Below are 25,817 nucleotides of genomic sequence, written 5' to 3'. Positions count from 1 at the left end.
TAAAGCATTACTAAAACAACCAATTACCCGAGAAAATCAGCTTAACTTAATCCATTCGATCCTGGTATATCATTTACTTCATGGGCAACCCTTATGCCCTGATTCTATAGCTCCTTGTATCCATGCAGGCGTCGTTGAAGTATGTTCACCTGCAAAATGAACCCTTCCTTCCGGCTCGTAAATATAAGGAAGCAAATCTCCCTTTTGAAAAGGTTTAAACATGGCAAAGGCTGCTCCACCAGTATATCGATAATGGGCCCAAAAGTGTGAGGCGCCCCTTTTTTCATATATAAAAAAATAATTTCATCTAGAAGTCCCAAATGAACTTAGAACAACCATGTTCAATCCAAATTTTATAAAAAAACTGTACCTCCAATTATTTTTGTCTTTAATAATTGGGGTACAGTTCAATTTCACTGGCCTATTCTTTTTTATATTATAAATGGACCAAATTTTAAAAACCGGTTAAATGACGCAAGCGCCGCTAAACATTTACCTTCAGATTCTTTCAATAATTTTATCAACTAAGCCATATTCCATTGCTTCTTCAGCTGTCATAAAGTAGTCGCGGTCTGTATCCTTATCAACTTTTTCAATCGGTTGACCCGTTGTTTCTGAGATAATGCCATTGATTTTCTTTTTAAGCTTTAAAATGCGCCGGGCGCTGATTTCGATATCAGTTGCTTGCCCTTTGGCTCCTCCCAGAGGTTGATGAATCATGACTTCGCTGTTTGGCAGTGCAAGGCGTTTTCCTTTTGTACCGGCTGTTAACAGCACTGATGCTGCTGATGCTGCCATCCCTGTGCAAATGGTCTGAACATCCGGTTTAATGTATTTCATCGTATCGTAAATCGCAAAGCAGGATGTGATTGATCCTCCCGGGCTGTTAATGTAAATTGAAATATCTTTATCCGGGTCTTCAGCCGCAAGGAATAGAAGCTGGGCGACAATACTGTTAGCCATGTTGTCTTCAATTTCAGTGCCGACGAAAATGACCCTATCTTTCAACAGGCGGGAATAAATATCGTATGAACGTTCACCGCGATTTGATTGTTCAATAACATAAGGAATAAAATTTGACATATGACCACTCCTTAAGCAGCGCTTAAAAACGCTGATTTTTGTATTTGAGACATATATTCTTCAATCCACGCAAGCAAAACATTGATTTCCGTTTGGTAAAATGGCACAACAAACGTTTTTCCATTGGTGAGTGTTATCGGAACAAGATAATAAGCGGAATGACTGCCGCCGATACCTTTAATAATGCCATTATTAAAGGTTGATTTTGTTTTCATGCTGTTCACAATAGTTGTTTCCTTTTTGTATAGTGCCGCAAACTGCTCGGGAGCGCCGCTGTAAAACGTTTGAACATAAGTTTTAACATCTTCATTATCATCATAAGAAATTGAATGGGTATCATCTTTCTTATCAATCAATTGAAGTTTCTTGTGTGCACGATGGAGCACAGCTCTGACAGCCCCTTCCTTGCTGCCGATCATTTCCGCAACTTCCTTATGAGTAAAGTTAAACCCTTCTGTGAGCAATAGAACGATACGTTGCTTTGGCGTAAGCCTTTTTAATAAAATTCCCATTACTTCTTCAATCGCAGCCCTATCTTGTGCTTCGCTTTGGGATATATTTGCTAATTCAGCGTGATGATCTATATCAGGCTGCCGTTTACGATGATGATCTATCCAAGTATTTGAAGCAATCCGGAACAAATAAGCCTTTGAAATATCTTGGCTTTTCATTTTCCATTTACTGAACGCTTTTATTAAAGTATCTTGAAACAAATCTTCCCCGTCCCATGATGACTTTGTCAGGGAAAGACAATAACTTTTCAATTGGTTAAGGTATGGCCTGATTACATGTTCAAAGTCCGCATCATCAATTAAAGATGCTGTTTGCTTAACCGATGCCTGCATGATGCCCCTCCTTTTTACTCGGTTATCTATAAAAACGAAAAAGCGAGTGGAAACGTTACGGTTTTTATAAAAATTTTTCTTTTATAAAACAGCTGTCGTTTCATTCCATGTTGAGCTTAAAAAGTAAAGTAACACTTTAAAAATCTATTCAAGATTCTTAAATGAAAACCTTTTGATTTCTTTAAACAAATATTATAAAATACAGTTTAACTTATTATAAAAACAGTTATTCCATAACGTATAAAGGATTTCAAGCAGCTCTTCCCTTTTTCATTGCTGTTTGCAGTCTCTCTCCACAGTAAGAGTATCCACTCGTTCCATCCTTATCTACAGCTTGTTCTTCTCCTTATGTAACACGTATGTTATAATATTGGCAAGAATATTCATACTTCGTAAGCCCTTATATGATTTGGATTTTCTGCCAAGTCAATTCCCATTTAATAAATTTTTGAATTCGCTTTCATAAAAAGAATAACTCCACTTTTTTATCGGGGGGAACTATGAAAATAGGTGCATTTGCAAAGCTTTATCAAGTTACAACCGATACCGTTCGTTATTACATTGATCTTGGATTATTAATACCCGACAAAAAAAACACCCAGTATCAAATGAACCAATCGTGTGTCGACGACATGGCTTTTATTATTAAGCTGAAAAAATTTCATTTTTCACTGCAAGAAATTCAACAAATTTTATCGTACAAGCGTATTACAAACTTCTCGGATCATGAGGATATCGATTACCTTAACAACCTACTAATTAATAAAAAGAACCAGCTGACCAAGAAAAAAGAAGACATATCAAAGGCAATCCAATTAATTGAAAAAGCAGTTCAAACCAGCTCGCCTTCCTCCAAAGAAGAGGATTTTACAGGGATCCCGCTTTCCTATGTAAATCTGCTATATTGTCCTAAATGCCGTATTCCACTTGAAATAAAAGATGTAACGATTAAAAATGTCTATATTCAAACGGGAAGTTTAACTTGTACTTGCGGATACGAGGCAACTATCGAGGAAGGCATTATCATTACCGCTAATTTGTACGAGAAGTCTCCTTATCCGTCTTATTTTTATGATAAAGAAACGATAAAAGAGATCAATCCCAAAATGATTAACTTATATGAAAAAAGTAATTTTTGGTTTCAAAAAGTTCTGCAAAATATAGATTTGAAAAATAAATTAATCGTGGAAACAAACGTTGACGCTTTTGTGTCACTGCCAAAATTTATTGATGTTCTTGAAACGAGCGCATTCTATGTATTCAGCGGCTATTCGCTTGCGATGCTCAAAAAAATCAGAAAAAGAATTGACCGTATGAATCCAAAGCTAAACGTCCTTTATATTTTGAATTCTGATTTAAATCTGCCATTGAAACCGCAAAGTATCGATGTTTTTATAGATAGTCTGACAATAACTGACTTTTCAATTCTTAATCCGCGGTTCCCAATTCATGTTCTAAAAAACTATTTCCATAGCCGTTCAACAATTGTCGGCGGGTACGCCTATTATGATAGCTCTGCCAAATCCTTGAAAAACATTTCAGCCTTATATCCAAATTCACACGAATCCAGATTATATCCAAAATACTTAGAAGAAAATTTATCAGTCAACGGGTTTCAAATGACCCAAAGTGAAAATATCGGTCACTGCACAGATCCGGGATCTTTTTTTGACTATCATGTAAAAGACGAAAAGCTCCACATGCTAATGTATTTGGCTGATACAAAAAATAGCACACAAAGAGACTGTCCGAAAAGTGGGCTGCTTCACCAATAAGACAGCTCCCTTGCAGCTAAAATTATAGTTAATCCTGAAAAAGGGCAGCGCAGGCATCAGCACCAGCACTGCCCCTTTTCGTTTTGATCTATTACTTAAGCAAATTGGGCAACCAAAACCTTTTCAATAAAGATTATTGAATAGAGCCGGCGGTTTCCGGTTCTTGGTGACCAGCGACAATTCTGCCATCCATAATAGTCATTTCTACCTTTGTTTCCAGTAACTCCTCGACAGGCGTCACAAAAATATTTCGGTCCAACACAACAATATCTGCGAGCTTCCCTTCTTCCAACGTTCCCAATTCATTTTCCCTAAATACACTGTACGCCGCTCCTAAGGTATATGCCTTTAATGCATCAGCTAAAGATACTTGCTCCTGTTTATTCCACGCTTCATTGTTATAATCTGCTCTTGTAACGGCATGGTAGATGCCGACCATTGGGTTCAACGAAGCAACAGGAAAATCTGAACCGAATGCTATCTGAGCTCCTGCTGATTTTAAAGCGTTACACGTATATAAATAAGGATGCTTTTCCTTCTCTGTACGTAAAGTATGACTTTCTCGCGGCATAAGAGCTATATGAGAAGGCTGTATTGAAGCAATAACGCCCAGTTCTTTAAATCTCGGAATATCATCCGGATGAATCACTTCAACATGTTCAAGGCAATGTCTGGAATCCCTTTCGCCGTTTACTTTTTGGGACTCTTCAAAGACATCTAACCCAAGACGAACGGCACCATCGCCAATGGCATGGAAGCGAATTTGAAAACCTTCTTTATCAGCTTCAATGACCCACTTTTTAATTGTTTCCGGCTGAAAGGCTGTTTGACCCTTTGTTTCCGGCTTATCCAAATAAGGGTCAAGCATATAAGCGGTATGGCCCGTGACAACACCGTCAATAAATTGTTTTAATCCCGCAACCCTGAACTTTTCCGAATTATAATTCTCTCTTAATTGTTTTACTCTATCAATATCTCCATTCATGGCAGGATAAATATGAACTCGGGCAGTCAATCTGTCTTCATCATCGAATTCCTTAAACAAATCATAGTTTGTCAACTTTTCATTAGCGCGGCTCCCATACAAATCATTAACTGAAGTAACCCCAAGGCTGGAGGAATATTGAAGGAAACCTTCCAAAAGTTCATATTGCCTTTTCTTTGACAGGTTAAATGCTATATCCCCCGCCAATGAAATAGCTGTTTCAATTAAAATGCCTGTGGGATTTCCATCCTCATCTTTAAGTATGGTGCCATATGGCGGATTTTTTGTTTCAGAATTAATATTTGCTATTTCTAAAGCTTTGGTATTCACCCATGCATAATGACATTCAGCATGGATCAACAGCACAGGACGATCACAAATCACTTGATCCAGTATAGAGCGATCCGGGAAATCCTTGTTTATCCAATTATTGCTGTCCCAGCCTGTTCCGATGACCCATTCTTCATCCGGTCTATCATCAGCAAACTGTTTTACCATTCCAGCTGCTTGTTCACCGGAACGTGCTTCGGATAAATCAACACAAAAGTCTTTAAATAAACTCCCTTGTAAAAGATGGAGATGCGCATCGTGAAATCCAGCCATTATCAGCTTATCATTAAAATTGTAAACTTTTGTTTCATCACCAATAAAATCTTTTATTTCATCTTTAGAACCTGCAGCAATGATTTTATTACCTTTAACAGCTATTGCTGCTGGTTGGGGCTTGTCTTCAAGGCCTGTAAATACGACATTACTTGATAGAATAATATCAGCTTTAATCATATAATGACTCCTTTACATATTATTTTAAGTAATCAGACTATTAAACCGTTACTTTTATTTCAGGCGGCCGCCTTTTGAATCCTTTAGTAAGAAAAACTAAGTAGACAATACCCGCTCCTAACCATATACTGCCGAGAATTTTCGAATGAATATCCAGGTTTAAAAGCAGCCAAATATCCAGTACAGCACCAGCCAATGGTAAAAGAAAATATAATACCGTGCCCTTGAATGATCGCTTCTTTCTTCGGAAAAAGTAATGAGCAATAACAGAAATATTCACAAATGTGAAAGCAAGAAAGGCCCCGAAGTTAATAAATGAAGCGACTAAGCTTAAGCTTAATACTAATGCTAATAAGGAAAATAGGCTGATAATCAAAATGTTATTCACAGGTGTCTGAAATTTTTTATTCAAATGTCCAAACAATCTTTTTGGCAATTGCCCGTCTCGGCCCATTGCGAATAAAACCCTTGCTGCACTTGCTTGAGAAGCCATGGCTGAGCCAAAAACACCAACACCGTAAATAACAAGGAATGCCCCGGTAAGAAAATTCCCTCCCACTAATTTGATGATCTCGGCTGAAGCGGAATCTGGATCTTTAAACGCTTGGTAGTCCGGCCATACATTTTGACATATATAAGAGACAACAATAAATATTAATCCCCCAACTAGAGTTATGATAAAAACAGCTCTTGGAATATTCTTTGTTGGATTGACGATTTCTTCAGAAAATGTCGTCACTGAATCAAAACCCAGGAACGAAAAGCAGAGTAATGAGGCACCAGCTATTAGAAAAGAAAAATGTTCATTTGGATTATAAAAAGGCTTGCTTGTAAAAAGTAACCCCGTCCCTGTACCATGCATAATTGACTGAATTGATAAAACACAAAAAATGACAATGAAGCAAATAATTAAAACTGTCAAAATGATATTTGCAGCATTAGCTAATTTTATCCCTAAAACATTAACACCCGTTACAAGTATCAACATGAATAGGATCCAAACATAACTGGGGATAGCCGGAAATGCAGCCGAGAAAAATATACCAAAGAGCAAATAATTGACCATAGGAATAAATAAGTAGTCTAACAATATTGACCAACCAACTAAAAATCCAATATATGGGTTGATCGATTTTTGAGCAAATGTATAAGCGGAACCCGAATAAGGAAATTCTTTTGCCATTTGTCCATAACTATAGGCTGTAAAAAGCATGACACATAAGGCAATAACATAAGAGCCCGCAACCATGCCGTGTGACATTTCAGCAGCAACGCCATAGGTACTAAAAACAGTACCGAGTGCCATAAACGAAAATCCAAAAAGTACAACTGACATTAAAGTAAGCGAGCGCTGCAGCTTGGCACTTTCATCCATAGGATTAATCACCCTCTTTATTTTTCTCAGTCTTTTTTCTTCAGCCTTCTAAATTTGATAAATCAATTATTTTCTGTTGAAGATTTATTTAATTTTAAATGGCCAAAAAACCTCTGTTTCTGGATGCTAATCAGAAAATAACTTCTTAAGAATTCCAGTTTGGATCTATTGGTGTAACTATATCGTTATGCGCCTCAATAATTTCCGCTGCTTCAAACAATGTATCTTCACGAAACTTCCTGCCAAGAATCTGAACGCCAACAGGAAGTCCTTCCGCAACGGATGTTGGAACAGAAATTGCCGGAAAGCCAAGTGTCGGAATCGATGTCATCGGCCACTGTGCAGATACAACATGCCGCATGCTCTCGATACTGGCAATATCCGCATCCTGATCAAAGGCCTGCTCGGATGAAACCGGGAGTAAGATTAATGGACAGTCTTCTAAAAACTGTTGAAGCTGACCAATAAGCGTCCCGCGGCGCGCATAACCTTTCATATAGTCCTTAAGGTCCGGGTTCGGCCCCCACCACACTTCAGAAATGGCGGAGTAATGATTTAAGGCTTTTATAATTCCTTGATCCCCTGATTGCTCCACAAGAGGCATCTTTTGCCGGAAATCCCCCAAACAAAGTAAAAGCCAAAGTCGGTACGCTTCAGCGAATAGGGGAAGTTCAACCCTCTTCAACAATATAGCCCGCTGAACGCAATCTTACGGCTGCTTCATCCAAAGCCTTGTTTACAGCTTCATTTGGTCTGGCAACGCCAACATCACGCAAAAGCCCGACGCGGATTGGCCGCTTTAAGGGCTCTTCCTTTAAAGGGGCCGGCATAGAGACTGGATCGCGGGGATCAAAACCAATCATGCTGTCAAATGCCAACCGAAGATCGGATATGGTGCGTGCTAACGGGCCTTGTACAGACATTAATTGGTTCGAAAGGGGCTTGTCTTGTTGATCAGAATCATTCCAACTTGGGATTCGGCCAACAGTTGGCCTAAGTCCTGCAACACCGCAGGCATACGCTGGATAACGAATCGAACCGCCTATATCATTACCATGAGCAATAGGTACCATGCCGGTCGCAACCGAGGCAGCAGCTCCTCCGCTGGATCCTCCTGGTGTTTTTTCCGCATGCCATGGATTAAGCGTTTTACCATGACAATCATTGTCTGTAAACCATCTGAAAGAAAAAGCCGGTGTATTGCTGCGGCCTACAAATACAGCTCCGCCCTTCCTTAAATTTGCAACCACCGGGTTATCTTTCGAAGCAATGTTATCTCGTAAGTCCACCAGACCGTTTGTTGTCGCATGTCCCTTTTGGTCGATGTTGACCTTAATCGAAACAGGCACACCGTGCAGGGGTCCAAGGGGATTACCTTCAGCTGCTTTTCGATCAGCCTCATCCGCTGCCGCTAATGCTTCCTTTGCTGATACATCTACTAAAGCGTTTATGTGCGGATTGACTTCTTGAATGCGGTTTAACGAACTTAAGACCGCCTCACGCGATGAGATCAACCTAGTTTTAATGCCATGAGCAAGCTCCACTGCTGTCCAATTCCAAAGCTCTTTTGAATTCATTTTCCCTTTTTGGTTTAATTTTTCCAATCGAACTCCTCCTATCATAAGATTTATAACAAGTAGACTGTCCGGCAAACTTACAAATACGAATTTTTAGATTTCCTGCCTAATTTCTTTTTCGACAATTTCACCATATTTACCTTCATAAAAGGTGAGTGGCTTACCTTCGCCAAAATTGATATCCTTCACTTCTCCGATAAATAAAGTATGGTCTCCGGCAATTTGTTTACTTTGTACGTTGCAAACTATATTAGCCAAAGCATTTTTTATTACCGGTACGCCATCCATCCAATCGAACTCTACTGTGTGTGTTTCTTTCATCTGTCCGGCGAAATGCATGGAATATTCCTTTTGAGCATCTGACAATATATTGACAGCAAATTTTCCGGAAGTATTGATTTTATCAAGCATTCTAGCTTTTTCACTAATAGATATTAAAACTAATCTCGGATTGAGCGAAACCGACATAAAAGCATTTGCTGTCATTCCATGTGCTTCACCGTCTGCTAAGGTTGTAATAACATTTACTCCAGTCGCGAATTTTCCCATTGCGTTTCTAAACGTTCTATCATCCATTCGCTAATGACCTCCTTAAAAAGTAAGCAATCCATTAGGAAATGACTCTAAAAGGTAATGAATTGGACAAATATTTACCTTACATGAGCCATTCCATTATTGGACTGCCGATTACATCTTCTTTTTCATAGATTTTTAGTCGGGGAGAATATCCCATAACATATTTTATTGGCTATTTTATTTTCTCAGGCTATCTTTTCTTATAATGAATTCTGTATTGGGTATACATAAAACGCTGCAAAAGCAGTTAAGTGTAATGGGCAGCGAACCATTCACAAAATATATACTTATCCGCTTGTTTTTCCTGATGAATGTCTTGTTTTATTGCCCTTTAGCGTAATAGCGGCATTCAAAAATCTTGCAGCCATTTGGAGACTTCCATGGACCGTGCTTCATTCCAGGAGGACGAGTTGCAACATCTCCCGCTTTAAATTCTTCGTTTAATTCCAAATCAATAATTGAACCTTCAATAATAATTAGCTCTTCCCAAAAATCATGAATTTGAACGCCATTCGGCGATGTATCAGTGCCCGGCTCAAACTGAAGGATACGCGTTGCAACTCCCTTTGTATCTGGATCTTCCGCAATCACCCGTTGTGACAAGCCTTCTACGTTCAATGGCTCTGCTTCAAAATTGCTGTAATGAGTAAATTCTAATTCTGTTTTTGGCATATGACTTCCTCCTCTGAATCTTTTAAAATTTTAGTATGGCAGTTTAATTCAAGTTTTTTATTTCTAGCTGAACGGACCCTATTTTCACTTGAAGGACTCCCCATCACCTGACAATTTCCAATAGTCAATCAGTTAATTTTGTACGGAAGCTTCCTCTGGAAGACCATAACTTTCTAAGCATTTGTCAGCTAATGCTACCGCTTCCTCGTATCCATAATTTCTGAATGAGAATCCTTTGGCAACAAATGGCGCGCCCGCATAAAACATTTCATATTGTTGATGGCGGCCGGCAAATTCACTGCCGATTACATCCCACGCAAGCTTAAACAGCTGTACTTTTTCTTCTACTTGAACCGTAGCCGAACGAATATACTTTTGCATGTCATTTCTCGTTTCAGGGTTGATTAATTCTTTATAGGAAGACGGCACTTGCAGAACACCTCCGCCAACAAGTTCTCTGAAAATATGAATCACTTGCGGATATAGTGTGTTTTGTAAACCCATTGCCCCATATAAGAAGCGTGAGTTTGGAACTGCTGTACCGTTTTTATCAATCGTACAATAATATTCTGAAGCGAGCAGCATTCCTTCAGCCGATGATGCCAGTGAAGCCAATTCACCTAATTTTTCTGCAACAGCCGGAATTTTATCAATGCCGTTAGCGGCTGCAATTTTTCTAGCCAAACCAATGATAAATTTGAGCTTGCTGACAAAACGGGTTTGTGCCTGGCTGTTCCCCAACCGGTGAGCCGGCGTCTCATGGAATTGCGCCTGTACCAATTTAATGTCTTTATAAATAAAAACACGCTCCCAAGGGATAAATACATCATCAAAGACGACTAAAGCATCACTTTCATCAAAACGAGTGGACAGCGGGTAATCATATGTACTTGGTTTGTCCGCTGCATAGCTTGGCCGTGCATACAGTTTCAATCCCGGGGCATCCATTGGAACAACAAAAGAGACCGCATAGGTTTCATCGCCAGGCTTTAATGGTGTAATACAACTGACAAGCAAATAATCAGATACGGCTGCCCCTGTCCCCAGCATTTGAGAACCCCTAATCACAATGCCATCCTGTCTTTCTTCATAAACACCGGTTGCCAGGAATTTTTCCTCTAACTCATGAGCTGCTTTACTGCGGTCAATTTGCGGAGGAATGATGACATAGGATAAATACAAGTCATTATCTCTGGCGAATTTATAAAAGTTCAGCGCGTTATTTTTCAATTTTGGATTTCCGCGTTCAAAAACCTCCGGTGAACTTGCAAACCCTGCCATAAATGCCGCAACATGGTCAGGGGATCTGCCAACAAAGCCAAATGTAGATTCAGACCACTTTGAAATCGCTTCCCTGCGATCCCGCAAATCTTCCCTGCTCTTTGGAATCATATAGATTTTATTTGCTATCGTTCCATCTTCTGTTTCATAGGTCATATTGTTACTCTCATCTGCTGCAATATCGTAGAGATTGGCAATAGTTCTAGTGATCCCTTTAAAAGCAGGATGAGTGGTTACATCATCTGCTTTTTTTCCGCCGATAAATACATTTCGCTTGTCTTTAATAGATTCTAAATATTGAGTTCCAGTCCTTACCATCAAGATCTTCCCCTCTTAAAATTTTACAAACACTTATACTTTTTAATGTAAATGCTTTCAATTTTGGTAAAGCGTAACTCTTACAAACTGATTAGGTCCTACACAAAGTGCGTTTTAATTATGGGAAAGGAATTTTAAAGTTTCTGAAGAAAACTTGGCACTCACCTCCCAATCCGTTCATTATATTCATAGCTTGTTCTTCCCTTATGTGACACGAATATCATAATATCGTCAAGAATATTCACACTTCGTGAAGCCATTATATGATTTGGAGCTTCCTCCAAGTCAATAGCCATTTGAGAGACTTTTGAATTCATTTTCATAAAAAAATGGAGTAACTCCACTTTTTTTGTTTGATTTAAAACAGTTGCAAGCCTGGCATCTCTGTGTCCTTAAATCGATGAAAAAAAGCCCATTTTCTTGACATAAAGAAAATAGGCTTTTATCCAAAGAAGTAAAGACTTTTTACTTTTTATTTCAAATTAAAGAAAACTTGCCGATTGGAAAGCCGTTAGGCGTAGACGAGTGAGTTAAGCGGCCGCCTGAATAAACTTCTTTGAAGCTTTGCGATGAGCTTTGAAAAGCTTCTATGAATAACGTCGCGCAGGAGCACCGCTTATTCTTTTAACTTTAAATTGGCATCTACATCGAATTATCGTCTTTGCTGCTGATTTATACTAAAAGTATAAAAAATGGCCGAAGCAGCAACTTCGGCCATAAGAAAGCAACATTATCGGTCTATTTACGCACTTTTTCCCCCAACTTGTCTTTTTTGTCCTATTTTTTCGATTTCTTCCAAGGTTCGTCCGCGAGTTTCAGGAACGCGTATCCGTATAAATACAACCCCAAGTATACAAATAACACCGAAAATTGCGAAAACGGCTTCTTGTGACATCGAAGCGGTCATGATTGGAAATAACAATCCAACTAAGAAAGAGCCAATCCAGTTAAATGATGAAGCCAAACCTGACGCACGTCCACGAATCGCCAGCGGGAAAATTTCTCCAACTATAACCCAAGTTAAAGGGGCCCACGTGAATGAATAAAGCGCTACATAGATACATAAGAAAGCAACGATCATCATCGGATTTGCATGAGGAATTAATGAATTCAATATTGCCGGCAAAATAAAGGACAGCCCCATAATCGTTCCGCCCACTGTTAATAAAGTACGGCGATTAAATTTATCAGCAATCATTATGAATACTAATGAACCTGCTACGAGAATAACCCCTTGAATAATTGGCCACATCAGCGCTGAACTAGCTGCATGCCCTGTTGCTTTTTCTACAATCAAAGGAATGTAATAGAAAATTGCATTAGCGCCTTGGAATTGTTGAAAAGCCGCTACACCCACTCCTGCAATGACCAAATAACGGTATTTATTACTCAATAATGTACCCCATGACGCTTTTTGATTTGCCTTCAATTCCTCTCTGGCAGTTTCTTGAATTTGTTTTATTTCAGACTCAATTTCTTCTTTTTTGGAGCGAATAAAGCTCAACACTTTGCGTGCTTCATCAAGTTTATTGTTCTTAATTAAAAAACGTGGTGATTCGGGTAACCGCAACACACCAAAAAATAAAATCAAAGCGGGTACAGCTGCCAAACTAAGCATCAACCGCCATGCCATTGTCTCCGGCAACCCTTTTAACAAATAATCGACAATGTACGAGAGCAGCATCCCGGAAACAATCATTGTTTGATTAATGCCTGATAAACGCCCGCGTAAACGCGCAGGAGCCATCTCCGACATATAAGCCGGGACCAGCGCAGAAGCAGCACCAACGGCTAATCCTAATAAAATCCGAACAACAATCAAAAAGTATTGCCCATTATGAGGGGCTATTCCTGACAAAATGGATCCAACAACAAAAATTAAAGCAGATATTAAAATCATTTTACGCCGTCCTAAACGATCAGAAAGCTGTCCGGCCAGTGCACCTCCGAAAATTGCTCCAAACATCACCGCAGAAGTAATCCAGCCAATAGCGCCGGCGCTGTTTTGAAGGTTCCAATCATTTTCCAGGAAAGGCAATGCACCCGTCATAACGCCAATATCATAACCAAAAAGAATGCCGCCAAAAGCCCCGAAAAAATAAATGAAGCCACTCGAGATTTTCTTTTCACCAACCATTAAAGTTCCCCCCTTAAGGTTTGAAATTTTTTTGTTTAAAAATCCCACTACTAAAATATTGATGGCTTTTTAAGAAATAAAGTTTTTTCAAACTGCAGGTCCACCTTCCTTACCGGTGATAATCCCGATATCGCAACCAAATAAGATACCTGCAAATGGGAAGAAGATAAACTTATTTGATACTTTACATTGTCTGTTTTCAATAACCCACACAGTTACGTTAATTTATGCGCTTTCATTTTTTCCTGAAAACTGCGGTCCCTCAGGCGAATTTGGAAATCATGATTTTGATTATATCCCTGATAATTCTGATTCCATTCCCTAACTAATGGAATATACACGCCGTTTAACGGATTGAGTTATCTAATTTCCCTCCAAGGAAGCGAAGCCTCCCCGGAGGGCAGCAGCATTATTACTTAATAATGACGTAATCTAAGCCAACAAGTTTTGCATAAGTTACAATTTGGTCTGTTGTTAAATTCAATGAAACAACTGTATGGTGACCGCCGCCATTCTCAATCCAGGCTTTAACTCCATCGTGGAAGTTTGGCTTGACGTTCCAAAGGACACGGGCCACCGGAAGCTCTGGAGCTGGTACAGTTGGCTCAAATGCCGAAACTTCGTTGATCAAAAGTTTGAAATGAGTACCAAAGTCAGCCATTGAAACAACAACACCGTCTCCCGCTTTACCGTCAAATACTAAACGTGCTGGATCTTCACGATCACCAATACCTAATGGAGACACGATAATTTTTGGTTTGTTACTTGCTAAAGTTGGGTCAACTTCAAGCATATGTGATTGAAGGACTGATTCTTGTCCAGCAGCTAACTCATAAGTGTAATCTTCCATAAAGCCAGTTGATTGGTTATGGCTCATCACTTTCAGTAAGCGATCGAGCGCTGCAGTCTTCCAATCTCCTTCACCAGCAAAGCCGTATCCTTGTGCCATTAAGCGTTGAACTGCAAGACCGGGAAGCTGTTTCATACCATATAAATCTTCGAAGTTTGTTGTGAAGGCATTGTAACCGCCATCATTAAGGAAACGTTTAATAGCGATTTCATATTTTGCTTGTTCTTTGACGCTGGCTTCCCAATCTTCTTTACTGTACGTACCATAATCAAATTCATAAAGTTCAGCGTATTCCGCAAATAACGCATCAATTTCTTCATCCTTAACAGCATTCACGTATTGAACAAGGTCTCCAATAGCAAAATAGTCAACTGTCCACCCAAACTGAATTTGCGCCTCAATCTTATCCCCTTCGGTAACTGCAACGTTACGCATGTTATCACCAAAGCGGGCGACTTTAATGTTGAAGCTTTCATTATAAGCAACCGCCGCGTCCATCCATTCTGCCATCTGCTGTTGTACTTCAGCACGTTGCCAGTAACCTGTTACGACTTTATTTTGTTTGTTCAAACGGGCATTGATATAACCATATTCACGGTCACCATGAGCTGATTGGTTCAAGTTCATGAAGTCCATATCGATTGTTGCCCAAGGAATACTTTCATTGAATTGTGTTGCTAAATGAAGTAATGGTTTTTGTAATAATTTTGTTCCGCGAATCCACATTTTCGCAGGCGAGAAAGTATGCATCCAAGTGATGACACCGGCAACTTCATCACGATAGTTAACTTCTTTCATGATGCTAGTAATTTTATCTGCACTGACAGCTAAATCTTGCAATACAAGCGGGTAAGGTAAAACACCGCTTTCATTTAATGCATCGGTCATCGTTTGTGCGTGCGCTTTGACTTCTGCTAACGTTTCTTCCCCGTAAAGATGTTGAGAACCTACGACAAACCAAAATTCCTTTTTTCCTACTGTTGACATAATGATCCTCTTTTCTTCATTTGATAGTTTGTATTACTTTTGACCATAATAGGCGTTTTCCCCATGTTTTCGTAAATAGTGTTTATCTAGAATACGTTGTGGTAATTCTTCAGCAAAATGATTTAATTCCCGTGCAAATAAATTCATTTTCGACACTTCATCTAATACCACACTATTCATTACCGCTGATTTTACATCTTTGCCCCAAGTAAATGGACCATGACCATGAAGCAAGACACCGGGAACTGCTAAAACATCTAATCCGCGCTTTTCAAAGGTCTCGATGATGACATGACCGGTTTCCGCTTCGTAACCACGATCAATCTCCTCTTGCGTCAAGAAGCGTGCACATGGTATAGAACCATAGAATGTATCTGCATGAGTGGTCCCCATCGCTGGAACATCGAGGCCAGCTTGAGCCCAAATTGCCGCCCAAGTTGAATGAGTATGAACGATACCGCCGATTTCCGGGTAATGCTTATAAAGCACGGCGTGAGTCGGTGTATCTGATGAAGGGTTCAACTCTCCTTCAACAACATTGCCTTCTAAATCAACAACCACCATATCGCTGGCTTTCATAGTTTCATAATCAACACCGCTAGGTTTGATAACAAATAATCCACTTTCACGATCAATGGCACTTGCATTTCCCCACGTATATTTCACGAGTCCATGTTTAGGCAAATCCAAATTAGCTTGAAATACTTCTTCTTTCAGTCGTTCTAACACGTCAATTCCCCCCGTTTTCCACTAAATGATCTACAGCGACCTGCTCAATCACTAAACCTTTTTTGTATCGTTCGGAAAATGCTTCAAATCCTTTAACATCAAATTCATCAGGATAAATTTCTTGCCTGTCAACCTCTTCAAAGACTTTATTATCAAGAAAGTCTTCAAGGCTTTCTTTTTGATCTTTGTTCATCATATAAGAAGCAAGAATAGCAATTCCCCACGCACCGCCTTCTCCTGCTGTTGCCATAACAGAGACTGGAGCATTCAATGCAGCTGCAGCAATTTTTTGCCCAACAACAGGGGTTTTAAATAAACCGCCGTGAGCTAAAATGCTATCAATTGAGATGTTTTCTTTCTTTGTTAAAATATCCATTCCAATTTTCAAAGCACCAAAAGCAGTAAAAAGATGAGTCCGCATGAAATTGGCTAAATTGAATTTGCTTTCAGGCGAGCGGACAAATAGCGGCCTGCCCTTTTCTAATCCTGTGATATTTTCACCTGAGAAATAGCCATAGCTAAGCAAACCGCCGCCATCCGAGTCAGCTTCCAAAGCTTTATTCAACATCACATCGAATAATTTATTTGAATCAACTTTTTGTCCCATCGCCTCTGAAAATTCACGGAACAATCCCAACCAAGCATTGATATCGCTTGAACAATTATTTGCATGAACCATTGCAACAGGGTTGCCGTTTGGTGTCGTTACCAAATCAATTTCCGGATACACTTTAGAAAGTTCTTTCTCTAATACAATCATGGCAAAAACTGAAGTTCCTACTGAGATGTTTCCGGTACGTTTCCTTACACTGTTTGTAGCAACCATCCCTGTTCCGGCATCACCTTCTGGTGGACACAGCGGAATACCAGGTTGTAAATTTTGTGATCTGTCCAGAATTTTCGCTCCAACTTCGGTTAATTCACCTGCTTTTTCGCCTGAGATATAGATTTTAGGAAGAATATCCCTTAGTTTCCAAGGATAACCTTTGGCCGCAATGAGTTCATCAAACTTTTTGATCATCGATTTATTGTAATCTTGCGTTGATTCATCAATCGGGAACATACCCGAAGCATCGCCAATGCCAATGGCTTTATTGCCAGTCAGCAGCCAGTGTATGAATCCAGCTAAAGTAGTCATTAAATCAATACGGGGTAAATGTTTCTCTTCATTTAATATTGCTTGATAAAGGTGAGCAATACTCCACCGTTCAGGGATATTGAATTGGAATTTATCAGTTAATTCTTTTGCCGCAACACCGGTTGTTGCATTACGCCAAGTCCGAAACGGAACAAGCAGCTCACCAGTGTTGTCAAAAGCCATATACCCGTGCATCATTGCAGAAATTCCAATAGAACCAATTGTTCGAATTGTAATTCCATAATTTCGTTCAACTTCTTGCTTCATTTCGCTATAAGCAGCTTGCAAACCAGTAATAATATCCACTAAGTTGTACGTCCAAATTCCATCATCCAAAATGTTTTCCCATTCATAACTTCCAGAAGCAATTGTTTCAAAACTATTATCAATCAACACTGCTTTTATACGTGTAGATCCGAATTCGATTCCAAGAGAAGTTTCTCCCTTGGTAATCGCTTGCTTAATATTTGTTTTATTCGATTTCACGTTAATCCCTTCTCTGACAGCGGTTTCAATATCTATAAAAGGAAAGAGTTTCTTTCCCTTCCGGTTAACTCGTTAACAACATCAGTATATAATTTGTACGTACAATTTGTCAACTATCAATATATATATATACTTACAATCAATATAACAATACACCGCCATTTTCTCCTTTATGTTTGTAATAAAGGAGAAAATGGCATAAAACCAAAATAAAAAACATAAAAAAATTGAACCTTCCGTTAAATTCATGCAAAAATAATACAAAATCTTTAATTTCCTCAAATTCCAACAAAATATGTACGTACAAATATTTCAAATTGGAAATAGAATGCGGATAACTATGAAAAAGTGAGTTAAATGAAACAAAATTATCATTCATCATTGATGGTAGAACATGTGTTGAATAATACAACATAGTGAATACTTGACCCTAGATTTAAACTAGAAAGGACCTGAATCATTATCAGGCCATTTTTTCTTCCAACTATTTATACTTATATAAAATCTTACGAATCAGAAACGCAACTAATATCGCATTGATTATCTTCAGTAGGTTTAGATGTCATTTCTATTAATTTTTCAAGTTTTTTAAAGGAACTAAAGGCGTTGTCCAGCTGGTGCAAAAGTTACTTGTTGACTTCGTTATCACAAGTTTATGAAGCCTTTTGAGTGTTCTAAGTAATTTAAATAACTAAAATGCATTTTCATATTAGCTTGTACCCCAAAAACTATTTATAGAGGTTTTATTACTTTTTTAACTTTAATATTTTGAGTTTGATTTGCTGTTTTATCGTTTTCCATCAAAAATGCACCGATGGCGACCATCACAATGATAAAAATTGACAAGAAGATATACGAATTATGGAAACCTATATTGGTATAAAGCTTCCCCATAACTGTTGAAAAAATAGTAACCCCGACTTGTTTGGCAAAATTAAAACCTAACATATAAACTGTTGCAGATAAACGAAGATCGAAAACACCGGTAATATATTTCATTATTGAAACTAACATTAAGGGCATTTCTAGGGATGCCATTAATCTCCAAACAGTTAACATCCATATATCAGTAAAGAATGCACTGCCAAGAACACGTATAAATAAAATGATCCCGTATAGAATAAGACCTTTTTTTGCTCCAACTTTATTGACAAACCACGGCGCTATAACCATAAACCCGGCTTCTAAAAATGTTTGAACGGATGCTACTTTACTAAAAAAAGATTCACCTGCTGATTTATGAGTGAAAAAACTGGCAAAATAGTTAGGGAACTGCTGATCAAAAACATCATACATGCATGCGCTTCCAATGATCAATAAGCAAAGTCCCCAAAAACTTTTTTTCTTAAAAACTTTTAAGATATTATCCTTATTCACATATTCGCTTTCATCTTTAACCCTTTCATCTTTTTGATAATCAAGTTTTTTAATTCTAACCATCCATAGTAAAAGACCTAAGATAATAGCAGAACAAGTAGAAGCCCAGAAAATGCTGTATGGATTACGGACAAACATGATACCGCCTATGAACGCTGCCGTGCCTCCCGCCAATGATCCAAACAACCTCACATGACCGTACTCAAATTTGTTGGCCCGGCTTGATCTTTCAATATAGGACTCCACAACGCCGACCCCGCCGTTAAGACATAAACTAAGAAAAGCTCCGCCAACAGCGGCACCAAATATAGGATTAATATTCAATAATGGTATAAAAGCAAATTGAACAAAAGGTCCAACAAATAAGAGACATAAAACCACAAAGGCAAACAAATACTTTTTCAGCCCTAATTTATCCTGAATCACACCATAAATAGGTTCAAGAATTAAAGCTGTCAGGGCCATTGTTGAGAAGACTAACCCTGAATCACCTGTATTTAAATGTCCTTGATTTTTTAACCAATATGGCAGAAAAGTTAACACTAACGCCCAAATCATAAAATAAAAGAAATACATACCGCCAAAATTCCAGAAACTAGCCTTTTTAAGATTGTTCATCGTTATCTCCTCATTTAATTATTTAGTTACAACCTCTGGCAATCTTGGTGTCCATCTTTCATCCGGCACAGGCACAGAGAAAATAGGGTTTCCACCTTCGTCCCATTGTATCTTTTGGGCTCGTGCATGACGATTCGGATCATAAAGCGGATCTCCATCGATTTCTGTATAATTTCTGGCATGATAGATTAAAATATCTTCTTTGCCGTTTTCAGATACTGTAAAACTATTATGTCCCGGACCAAATTGATTGTTTGGTGAATAACTTTGAAAGACAGGTTCTTTGCTTTTGGTCCATGATTTTGGATCCAATAAATCATCATTTGCATCTGCCGTTAACATCCCCATACAATACTCCGGACCAGTAGCACTTGCAGAGTATGTTATAAATACTTTTTCATTTTTCATTAATACTGATGGTCCTTCGTTCACCCAAAATCCTTTAATCTCCCATGGAAGTTCTGGTTTCGAAAGCATTGCCGGCCGGGTTGATAAGGTCCAGGGATTATCCATTTCGGCAATATAAATATTTGAGTGCCCTTTAATATTTAAATCTTGTTGAGCCCAAACGTAATATTGAATCCCTTTGTGTTCAAATGTTGTTGCATCAAGTGCAAACGTTGGCCATTCTGTCTTAATTTCCCCTTTTTCTATCCATTTTCCCTTAATTGGATTGTCAGATTCATTTTCTATGACAAACATTCTATGATTAAATGTGTCATCTTCAATTTCTTCGTTAGGAGCAGCTGCAAAATAGATATACCATTTGTCTTTGATTCGATGTATCTCGGGAGCCCATATTAAATGGCTCATAGGTCCGGATTTGTGCTTCTTCCAAACAACATACTCAGGTGCATCATGTAATCCATTAAGGTGAGCTGCGCGTCGAAGAATAATCCGGTCATATAATGGATGGGAACCTGTAAAATAGTAGAAACCATCTGTGTGTCTATATACAAAAGGATCGGCTCTTTGTAATACAATGGGATTTAAAAAATTTGTCATAACCAAATCACTCCTATTCTTAATGCCTTTTAACCCTGAGAACTAAGAATCATTTATTTTCCGGCTCTAAGGGATAAGTGTAGTCCTTCATAAAAGATGTTTTTTTGGTTATTCACCATAAATTCATAAAGCGAAGTAATGAAGCTGTCTTCCAGTCACTTGCGCTGCTGCTAATTTTCCTCAAGGTTTACGTCCGCACCTGAGAGTTTTTAAACAATAACACCGTCGAGACATTCCCTGACTACTGTAGACGAAATCCATCCATTTGATGTTTCAATAAGCACCACCTGAGCAGATTCCGATTCAAAATCTGACCCCAATGGTATATTTTATTAAGGACTTCACCTCCCATCCATAAACATACGTATATGTTATTAATTGAAATTAAAAGGTATAGATTTGTACGTACAATAAATATAAAATGAAGCCTTTTCATTTGTCAATTATTTTTTGAAAATTACTTATAGTATTTGAATTCAATACAAACAAATAGCAACCCTTTTATTAAATGTGTTAAAATAATATTTGTACGTATGTATTTTTGGAGGCATAACATGGTTGCAAAATATATTCAAATACAAGAGGAAATTAAATCGTGGATTCTTGAAGGGCTTATTGAACCGAATAAAAAAATAGGGTCTGAAAGTGAACTTATGGAGAAATTTGGCGTTAGCCGCCATACTGTCCGTCAGGCGATTGGAGAACTTGTTAATGAAGGATGGCTTTACCGAATCCAGGGCGGCGGCACCTATGTTGTGGATCGTTTCTCGGACACAAAAGTCCATACAAATAAAACTATCGGGGTCATAACCACATACCTTTCTGATTATATTTTCCCTTCAATTATCAGGGGTATCGAGTCTTATTTATCTCAAAACGGCTATACACTGCTTTTGACAAGCACTAATAATAATATTGAAAATGAAAAGAAGAGTTTACAAAACATTATCACTAAGAACATTGACGGCCTGATTGTTGAACCAACAAAGAGTGCTTTGCATAACCCCAACCTTGGTTATTACTTGAATTTAGAAAAACATAAAATCCCTTATGTCATGATTAATGCTTCATACCCCGAACTTGCAGCGCCAAGTTTTACTATGGATGATGAAAAAGGCGGATATTTGGCAACTGAGCATTTACTTAAATTAGGACATAAAAAAATCATGGGCATTTTTAAAACAGACGACTTGCAAGGCGTTAACCGGATGAAGGGATATATCCAGGCTCACCGGGATCAACATCAGATTCCTTCTCCTGATATGATCGTGACTTATACAACCGAAGAGCATAAGGGGCCTTTGAAAGCAAAAGTAAAGGAATATCTTTCAAGGCCGTTATCTGATAGGCCTGAAGCAATTTTTTGCTATAACGATGAAACAGCTATGAGAATATTAGACGTTGTACGCGAGCTCAACTTGAAAGTCCCTGAAGATTTATCAATTGTTGGTTATGATGATTCTCATCTTGCCAAAATTTCAGAAGTTAAGTTAACAACGATTAGGCATCCAAAAATAAAGATGGGTGAAGCTGCAGCGAAGTCTATTATCGATATGCTTGAAAATCATCAAAACAACATTGAATCTGCAACATTTGAGCCTGAGCTTGTTATTAGACATTCAACAGCAAGAGCAAAAGGTTAACAATGAATTAATCTAAGCGGCATAGGGAAACAACCTTCTCTTATGCCGCTTCTGCTTATTAAAAAAATTCGATAGTTTATACCTTAAAGCAAGTGAATCTTTTTCACCTTCCAAAAAACTTATTAACAATTCTTTTAAATTTCCCGAATATGAACAGAAGAATTGAAAAAATTAACTATATAAACTAATGGGAGGTTAACAACTTGCAAAGGTCATCACAACCATTAAGCTCATCCGAAATCGGTACCTTATGGCTAACTTATCTTGAAAAAACGTTTATCATGAGAGTTCTGGAATATTTTATTGAGAAATCAGATGATAAACAAGCTAAGAATATAATGACTGATTTATGGCATAACTTGAAAACATATGTTGAAAAAATAGAAGTTACTTTTAAAAATGAAGATATTGCTATTCCCAATGGTTTTAATGAACGAGATGTAGATCGAAACGCTCCTAAGTTATTCGACTTCGGTTTTGATATTATGTTTGTTCGTATTTTGAAAGAAATTAGCATGGGAATGTATACCCTCCATTTAAATATGGCCTATCGTGAGGATGTTGTCTTAATATACAAAGATCTTACGGCCATTACTCAAAAATGTTATAACTCTTGCACGCAATATTTGCTTGAAAAGGGTATTCTTTCCCGGCCGCCTAACGTTACACATCCAATCACCAATGAGATCGTTAATGATACTAATTACTTAAATGGTTTTAACCTTTTTGGTGAAAAAAGATCATTAAATACAATTGAACTTGGATATCTTCACCATAGTATTGAAACGAATAATATTGGTATACAGCTGATTACCGGATTTGCGCAATGCGCTAAGAACAAAGAGGTTAAAGATTACTTTGTAAAAGGGAAAGAAATTTCAAAGAAAATAATCAAGGAATTAGAAGAAAAAATGCTGCAAAGCGACATATCTTTTTCTGCAGCTTCTGGAAACTTTGTTACAAACTCAACAAAATCACCATTTTCAGATAAGCTTATGATGTTTTGCATTTTTCTTTTGAATAGTTTCGGTTTAGGAAGCCAAAGCTTCGGTGCCATTTTCAGTCTTAGAAATGACTTGACTTTAAAAATGGCGTTAATGGCTAAAAATATATACTTTTATGCAGAAGACGGCATCAAAATTATGATTAAAAACGGATGGCTGGATCAACCGCCGCAAATGGCTGACCGGAACAAAATTATAAGAGGCGAATAATTTTTACTACATAAAGATCAATCGTTGATTGGTCTTTTTTTATCAAAAATAATAAGGCCATCAACAGGAGCAGGATTTATTCCCATTGATGGCTATCATAGTTATTCACATTATCCACATTATCCACAACTTTTTGGGGTCTGACCCTAATGCGTTAGATGCGCGACATCTTCTTCTGATATTTCAACTGTTTTGGCGTTATTTGGTAATGTCACAAATTTAGTTAGAAATGCACTAATAAAATATAGAATGGCTAAAATCCATATAATGCCTGTATTACCGACAACATTAATGAAAAGAGCTACAATAGCCGGCCCTACAAAGACACATAGACCTGCACCTAAATTTAGTATTGACATTGCAGCACCCTTTTCATCTTTTACAAGTGATGGAACAAGTGCCGAGAGAGGAACGTATCCGGCTATACAACCTCCCCATAGAATACCAATAATTAAGATGATCCAAAAGTTACCGCCTACAAATTGTGGTGCATAATAAAACATGAGTGTAAAGACACCGCAGCCGACACCGCCGAACCACATAACCGTATTTCGCCAGCCAAATTTATCACCAATGAAGCCAAAGAATAAGTTAAAAGCGATATTGCTTATAAAAATGGTTGCCCATAAATGCAGCCATACTTCAGTCGAAATATTATAACTTTCTAAATAGGTCGGGATGAAGACCGGAAAGGCATATTGTGCTGCTTGATTGATAATTCTAACGATGCCGGCAATGCCAACCTTTGGTTCCTTTTTGATAATTGTTAAACCATTCAAAAGTTCTTTGAATTGTGCCGTTCCTTGATGACTTGTCTTTCTTTCTAATTTGTCGCGGTTAATAACCAGTGCAAATATAGCGCCTAAAATAACCCAAATAAGAGCACTCCATAAAGTATTAATATGGCCTAAATGCTTAATTGCCCAGCTGGAGTAATAAGCCCCAAGAACATTGATCCCTCCCGTAAATACGAACCAAAACCAACCAACAGCAGAGCCAAGCTTTTTCTGAGGTGTTCTATAAGCAATCCATACAAGAAAAGCATAAGAGAAGAGCGGGTATCCAAAGCCCCTAAGCATATATGTTGGCAGCATCGTTAAAAACGATAACTTAGTTATTCCAATCCCTACGAAACCTATAGTACCGATGATATAAAGGATTAATCCTGTCAGCATCGTCCGTTTCGTTCCTAACATATCTACAAGCACGCCCGAGAACCAAGAGGAAACTGCAATGGTTATACCATAGCATGTAAATAATGTTGCAGATTGCTGCAATGTTAATCCATGATGGACGAGATAGGGACTTAACCATCCCTGTTCGAGGCCATCTCCCATCATGAATATCATGACTCCCAAGTATCCCCAAAAAAGATGTGAAGGTATCCCTATCTTATCAAGAAAATTATTGTTATATGGTATCGCTTTCACTTTTATCACCAAATTTCTTTATAAATTAGGTAAAGAACAACCATTTGTAATCTGGATATTCAAATTAATTAATTTGTTATATCGATAATTAGGAAAGTAAACATAACAATTTATATGAAACATTCACTTTCCTAATATTAAATTTCGTTATTACCAAATCGTATAACCGCCATCAATCACAAAAACAGATCCTGTCGTAAACGATGAGGCGTCAGAGGCCAGCAGAACAATGGTCCCGCCAAGTTCGTATGGTTCGCCCAGCCTTTTCATAGGCACTAGGTCGAGCACCCATTTCAATTCACCATCTTCTTCAAATAGCGGGCGTGCCATTTCAGTCTTCATATAACCCGGCGCAATGGCATTAACGCGAATATTATCATTGACCCATTCTGATGCAAGACTTTTGGTCATCATGGCTACTGCAGCCTTTGATGAATTATAAGCTGTCTGAGATTCCCGGTTAGCGATAATCCCGGACATTGAAGCTGTATTAATGATGGAACCTCCGCCATTTTCCTTCATGACTTCCCCAACATACTTTGCAACTAGGAATACGCCATTAATATTGACATCGATTGTCTTTTTCCAATCATTATAGTCTTGATCAAGCGCATCGATTTTTTGGCATATGCCAGCGTTATTAAGGAGAATATCTATTGTATTAAATTTACTGACCGCTTGTTGGATCATTTGTTGAACGTGATCTTCTCTTGTCACGTCAACTTCTATCCCTAATGTCTTAACATTATAAGTTTCTTTTAATTCTTGGGCAGCCTTTTCAGCTGCCTCTCCCTGAATATCAACAACAACTATATTGGATCCAAACTGCGCAATCGCTTCAGCCATTTCTCTTCCCAAGCCGACAGCACCGCCTGTAACAATAGCAGTCTTCCCTGTTAAATCGAATATTTTTTTATAATCCATTAACGCCAC

General features: G+C 38.2%; 20 protein-coding genes and 1 pseudogene. 3 read left to right on the top strand and 18 right to left on the bottom strand.

The window, feature by feature from the left end; translation table 11 throughout:
- Positions 1–41: 41 nt before the first annotated feature.
- The 3 genes and pseudogenes from ACFQRG_RS13925 to ACFQRG_RS13915 form a co-directional block, all read right to left on the bottom strand.
- Positions 42–276, bottom strand: a pseudogene (locus ACFQRG_RS13925) (FAD-dependent oxidoreductase); the annotation flags it as partial.
- A gap of 222 nt (positions 277–498) precedes the next feature.
- Entirely contained in the window at positions 499–1,083 is a 585-nt protein-coding gene (gene clpP, locus ACFQRG_RS13920; RefSeq protein ID WP_380967007.1) for an ATP-dependent Clp endopeptidase proteolytic subunit ClpP, read from the bottom strand.
- A gap of 11 nt (positions 1,084–1,094) precedes the next feature.
- Entirely contained in the window at positions 1,095–1,928 is an 834-nt protein-coding gene (locus tag ACFQRG_RS13915) for an RNA polymerase sigma factor (RefSeq protein WP_380967005.1), read from the bottom strand.
- 500 nt (positions 1,929–2,428) lie between these two features.
- On the opposite strand from ACFQRG_RS13915, the gene ACFQRG_RS13910 reads away from it, so the two are divergent.
- A complete protein-coding gene (locus ACFQRG_RS13910; RefSeq protein WP_380967003.1) occupies positions 2,429–3,703 on the top strand; it encodes a MerR family transcriptional regulator in 1,275 nt (424 codons plus the stop codon).
- A gap of 133 nt (positions 3,704–3,836) precedes the next feature.
- On the opposite strand, the gene ACFQRG_RS13905 is transcribed toward ACFQRG_RS13910, so the two are convergent.
- The 13 genes from ACFQRG_RS13905 to ACFQRG_RS13845 form a co-directional block, all read right to left on the bottom strand.
- On the bottom strand, positions 3,837–5,471 hold the full coding sequence (locus ACFQRG_RS13905) for an amidohydrolase (protein ID WP_380967001.1): 1,635 nt from the start codon (positions 5,469–5,471) through the stop codon (positions 3,837–3,839).
- Between the two features lie 40 nt (positions 5,472–5,511).
- Positions 5,512–6,846 carry an APC family permease gene (locus ACFQRG_RS13900; protein ID WP_380966999.1) on the bottom strand — a complete coding sequence of 445 codons (1,335 nt, stop codon included), beginning with the start codon at positions 6,844–6,846 and terminating at the stop codon, positions 5,512–5,514.
- A 145-nt stretch (positions 6,847–6,991) separates the two neighbouring features.
- Complete coding sequence (locus ACFQRG_RS13895) at positions 6,992–7,450, bottom strand: amidase family protein (RefSeq protein WP_380966997.1); 459 nt, start codon at positions 7,448–7,450, stop codon at positions 6,992–6,994.
- A gap of 67 nt (positions 7,451–7,517) precedes the next feature.
- Positions 7,518–8,450 carry an amidase gene (locus ACFQRG_RS13890; protein WP_380966994.1) on the bottom strand — a complete coding sequence of 311 codons (933 nt, stop codon included), beginning with the start codon at positions 8,448–8,450 and terminating at the stop codon, positions 7,518–7,520.
- A 66-nt stretch (positions 8,451–8,516) separates the two neighbouring features.
- Positions 8,517–8,999 carry a flavin reductase family protein gene (locus ACFQRG_RS13885; protein ID WP_380966992.1) on the bottom strand — a complete coding sequence of 161 codons (483 nt, stop codon included), beginning with the start codon at positions 8,997–8,999 and terminating at the stop codon, positions 8,517–8,519.
- 321 nt (positions 9,000–9,320) lie between these two features.
- Positions 9,321–9,671: a cupin domain-containing protein gene (locus ACFQRG_RS13880; protein ID WP_380966990.1), complete on the bottom strand. Its 351-nt coding sequence runs from the start codon at positions 9,669–9,671 to the stop codon at positions 9,321–9,323.
- 132 nt (positions 9,672–9,803) lie between these two features.
- Positions 9,804–11,270, bottom strand: a complete 1,467-nt coding sequence (locus tag ACFQRG_RS13875; RefSeq protein ID WP_380966988.1) for a 4-hydroxyphenylacetate 3-hydroxylase family protein — start codon at positions 11,268–11,270, stop codon at positions 9,804–9,806.
- 742 nt (positions 11,271–12,012) lie between these two features.
- Positions 12,013–13,407 carry a sugar porter family MFS transporter gene (locus ACFQRG_RS13870; RefSeq protein ID WP_380966986.1) on the bottom strand — a complete coding sequence of 465 codons (1,395 nt, stop codon included), beginning with the start codon at positions 13,405–13,407 and terminating at the stop codon, positions 12,013–12,015.
- Between the two features lie 412 nt (positions 13,408–13,819).
- Entirely contained in the window at positions 13,820–15,244 is a 1,425-nt protein-coding gene (araA, locus tag ACFQRG_RS13865) for an L-arabinose isomerase (protein WP_380966984.1), read from the bottom strand.
- A gap of 33 nt (positions 15,245–15,277) precedes the next feature.
- Complete coding sequence (locus ACFQRG_RS13860) at positions 15,278–15,973, bottom strand: L-ribulose-5-phosphate 4-epimerase (protein WP_380966981.1); 696 nt, start codon at positions 15,971–15,973, stop codon at positions 15,278–15,280.
- Position 15,974: 1 nt separating this feature from the next.
- Positions 15,975–17,597 (bottom strand): xylulokinase, encoded by a 1,623-nt coding sequence (locus ACFQRG_RS13855; RefSeq protein WP_380966978.1) that lies wholly within the window; start codon positions 17,595–17,597, stop codon positions 15,975–15,977.
- A gap of 732 nt (positions 17,598–18,329) precedes the next feature.
- The gene (locus tag ACFQRG_RS13850) at positions 18,330–19,592 is read right to left on the bottom strand and encodes an oligosaccharide MFS transporter (protein ID WP_380966976.1); all 1,263 of its coding nucleotides are present in this window, start codon (positions 19,590–19,592) and stop codon (positions 18,330–18,332) included.
- Between the two features lie 18 nt (positions 19,593–19,610).
- Positions 19,611–20,597, bottom strand: coding sequence for a glycoside hydrolase family 43 protein (locus ACFQRG_RS13845; RefSeq protein ID WP_380966974.1), 987 nt, complete (start codon positions 20,595–20,597; stop codon positions 19,611–19,613).
- Positions 20,598–21,151: 554 nt separating this feature from the next.
- Between ACFQRG_RS13845 and ACFQRG_RS13840 the strand changes: the two genes are divergently transcribed.
- Both ACFQRG_RS13840 and ACFQRG_RS13835 read left to right on the top strand, forming a co-directional pair.
- Positions 21,152–22,240, top strand: coding sequence for a GntR family transcriptional regulator (locus tag ACFQRG_RS13840; RefSeq protein ID WP_380966972.1), 1,089 nt, complete (start codon positions 21,152–21,154; stop codon positions 22,238–22,240).
- A gap of 203 nt (positions 22,241–22,443) precedes the next feature.
- Positions 22,444–23,454, top strand: a complete 1,011-nt coding sequence (locus tag ACFQRG_RS13835) for a DUF3231 family protein (protein ID WP_380966970.1) — start codon at positions 22,444–22,446, stop codon at positions 23,452–23,454.
- A gap of 146 nt (positions 23,455–23,600) precedes the next feature.
- Here ACFQRG_RS13835 and ACFQRG_RS13830 read toward each other — a convergent pair whose 3' ends face one another.
- Complete coding sequence (locus ACFQRG_RS13830) at positions 23,601–24,884, bottom strand: MFS transporter (protein ID WP_380966968.1); 1,284 nt, start codon at positions 24,882–24,884, stop codon at positions 23,601–23,603.
- A 150-nt stretch (positions 24,885–25,034) separates the two neighbouring features.
- Positions 25,035–25,808: an SDR family NAD(P)-dependent oxidoreductase gene (locus ACFQRG_RS13825; RefSeq protein ID WP_380966966.1), complete on the bottom strand. Its 774-nt coding sequence runs from the start codon at positions 25,806–25,808 to the stop codon at positions 25,035–25,037.
- Between the last annotated feature and the right edge of the window lie 9 nt (positions 25,809–25,817).

The sequence above is a fragment of the Scopulibacillus cellulosilyticus genome (genome assembly GCF_042665295.1).
Taxonomy (GTDB): Bacteria; Bacillota; Bacilli; order Bacillales; family Sporolactobacillaceae; genus Scopulibacillus_A; species Scopulibacillus_A cellulosilyticus.
The sequence above is the reverse complement of the archived record's forward strand: the minus strand, read 5'-3'. Positions and strand labels throughout refer to the sequence as shown.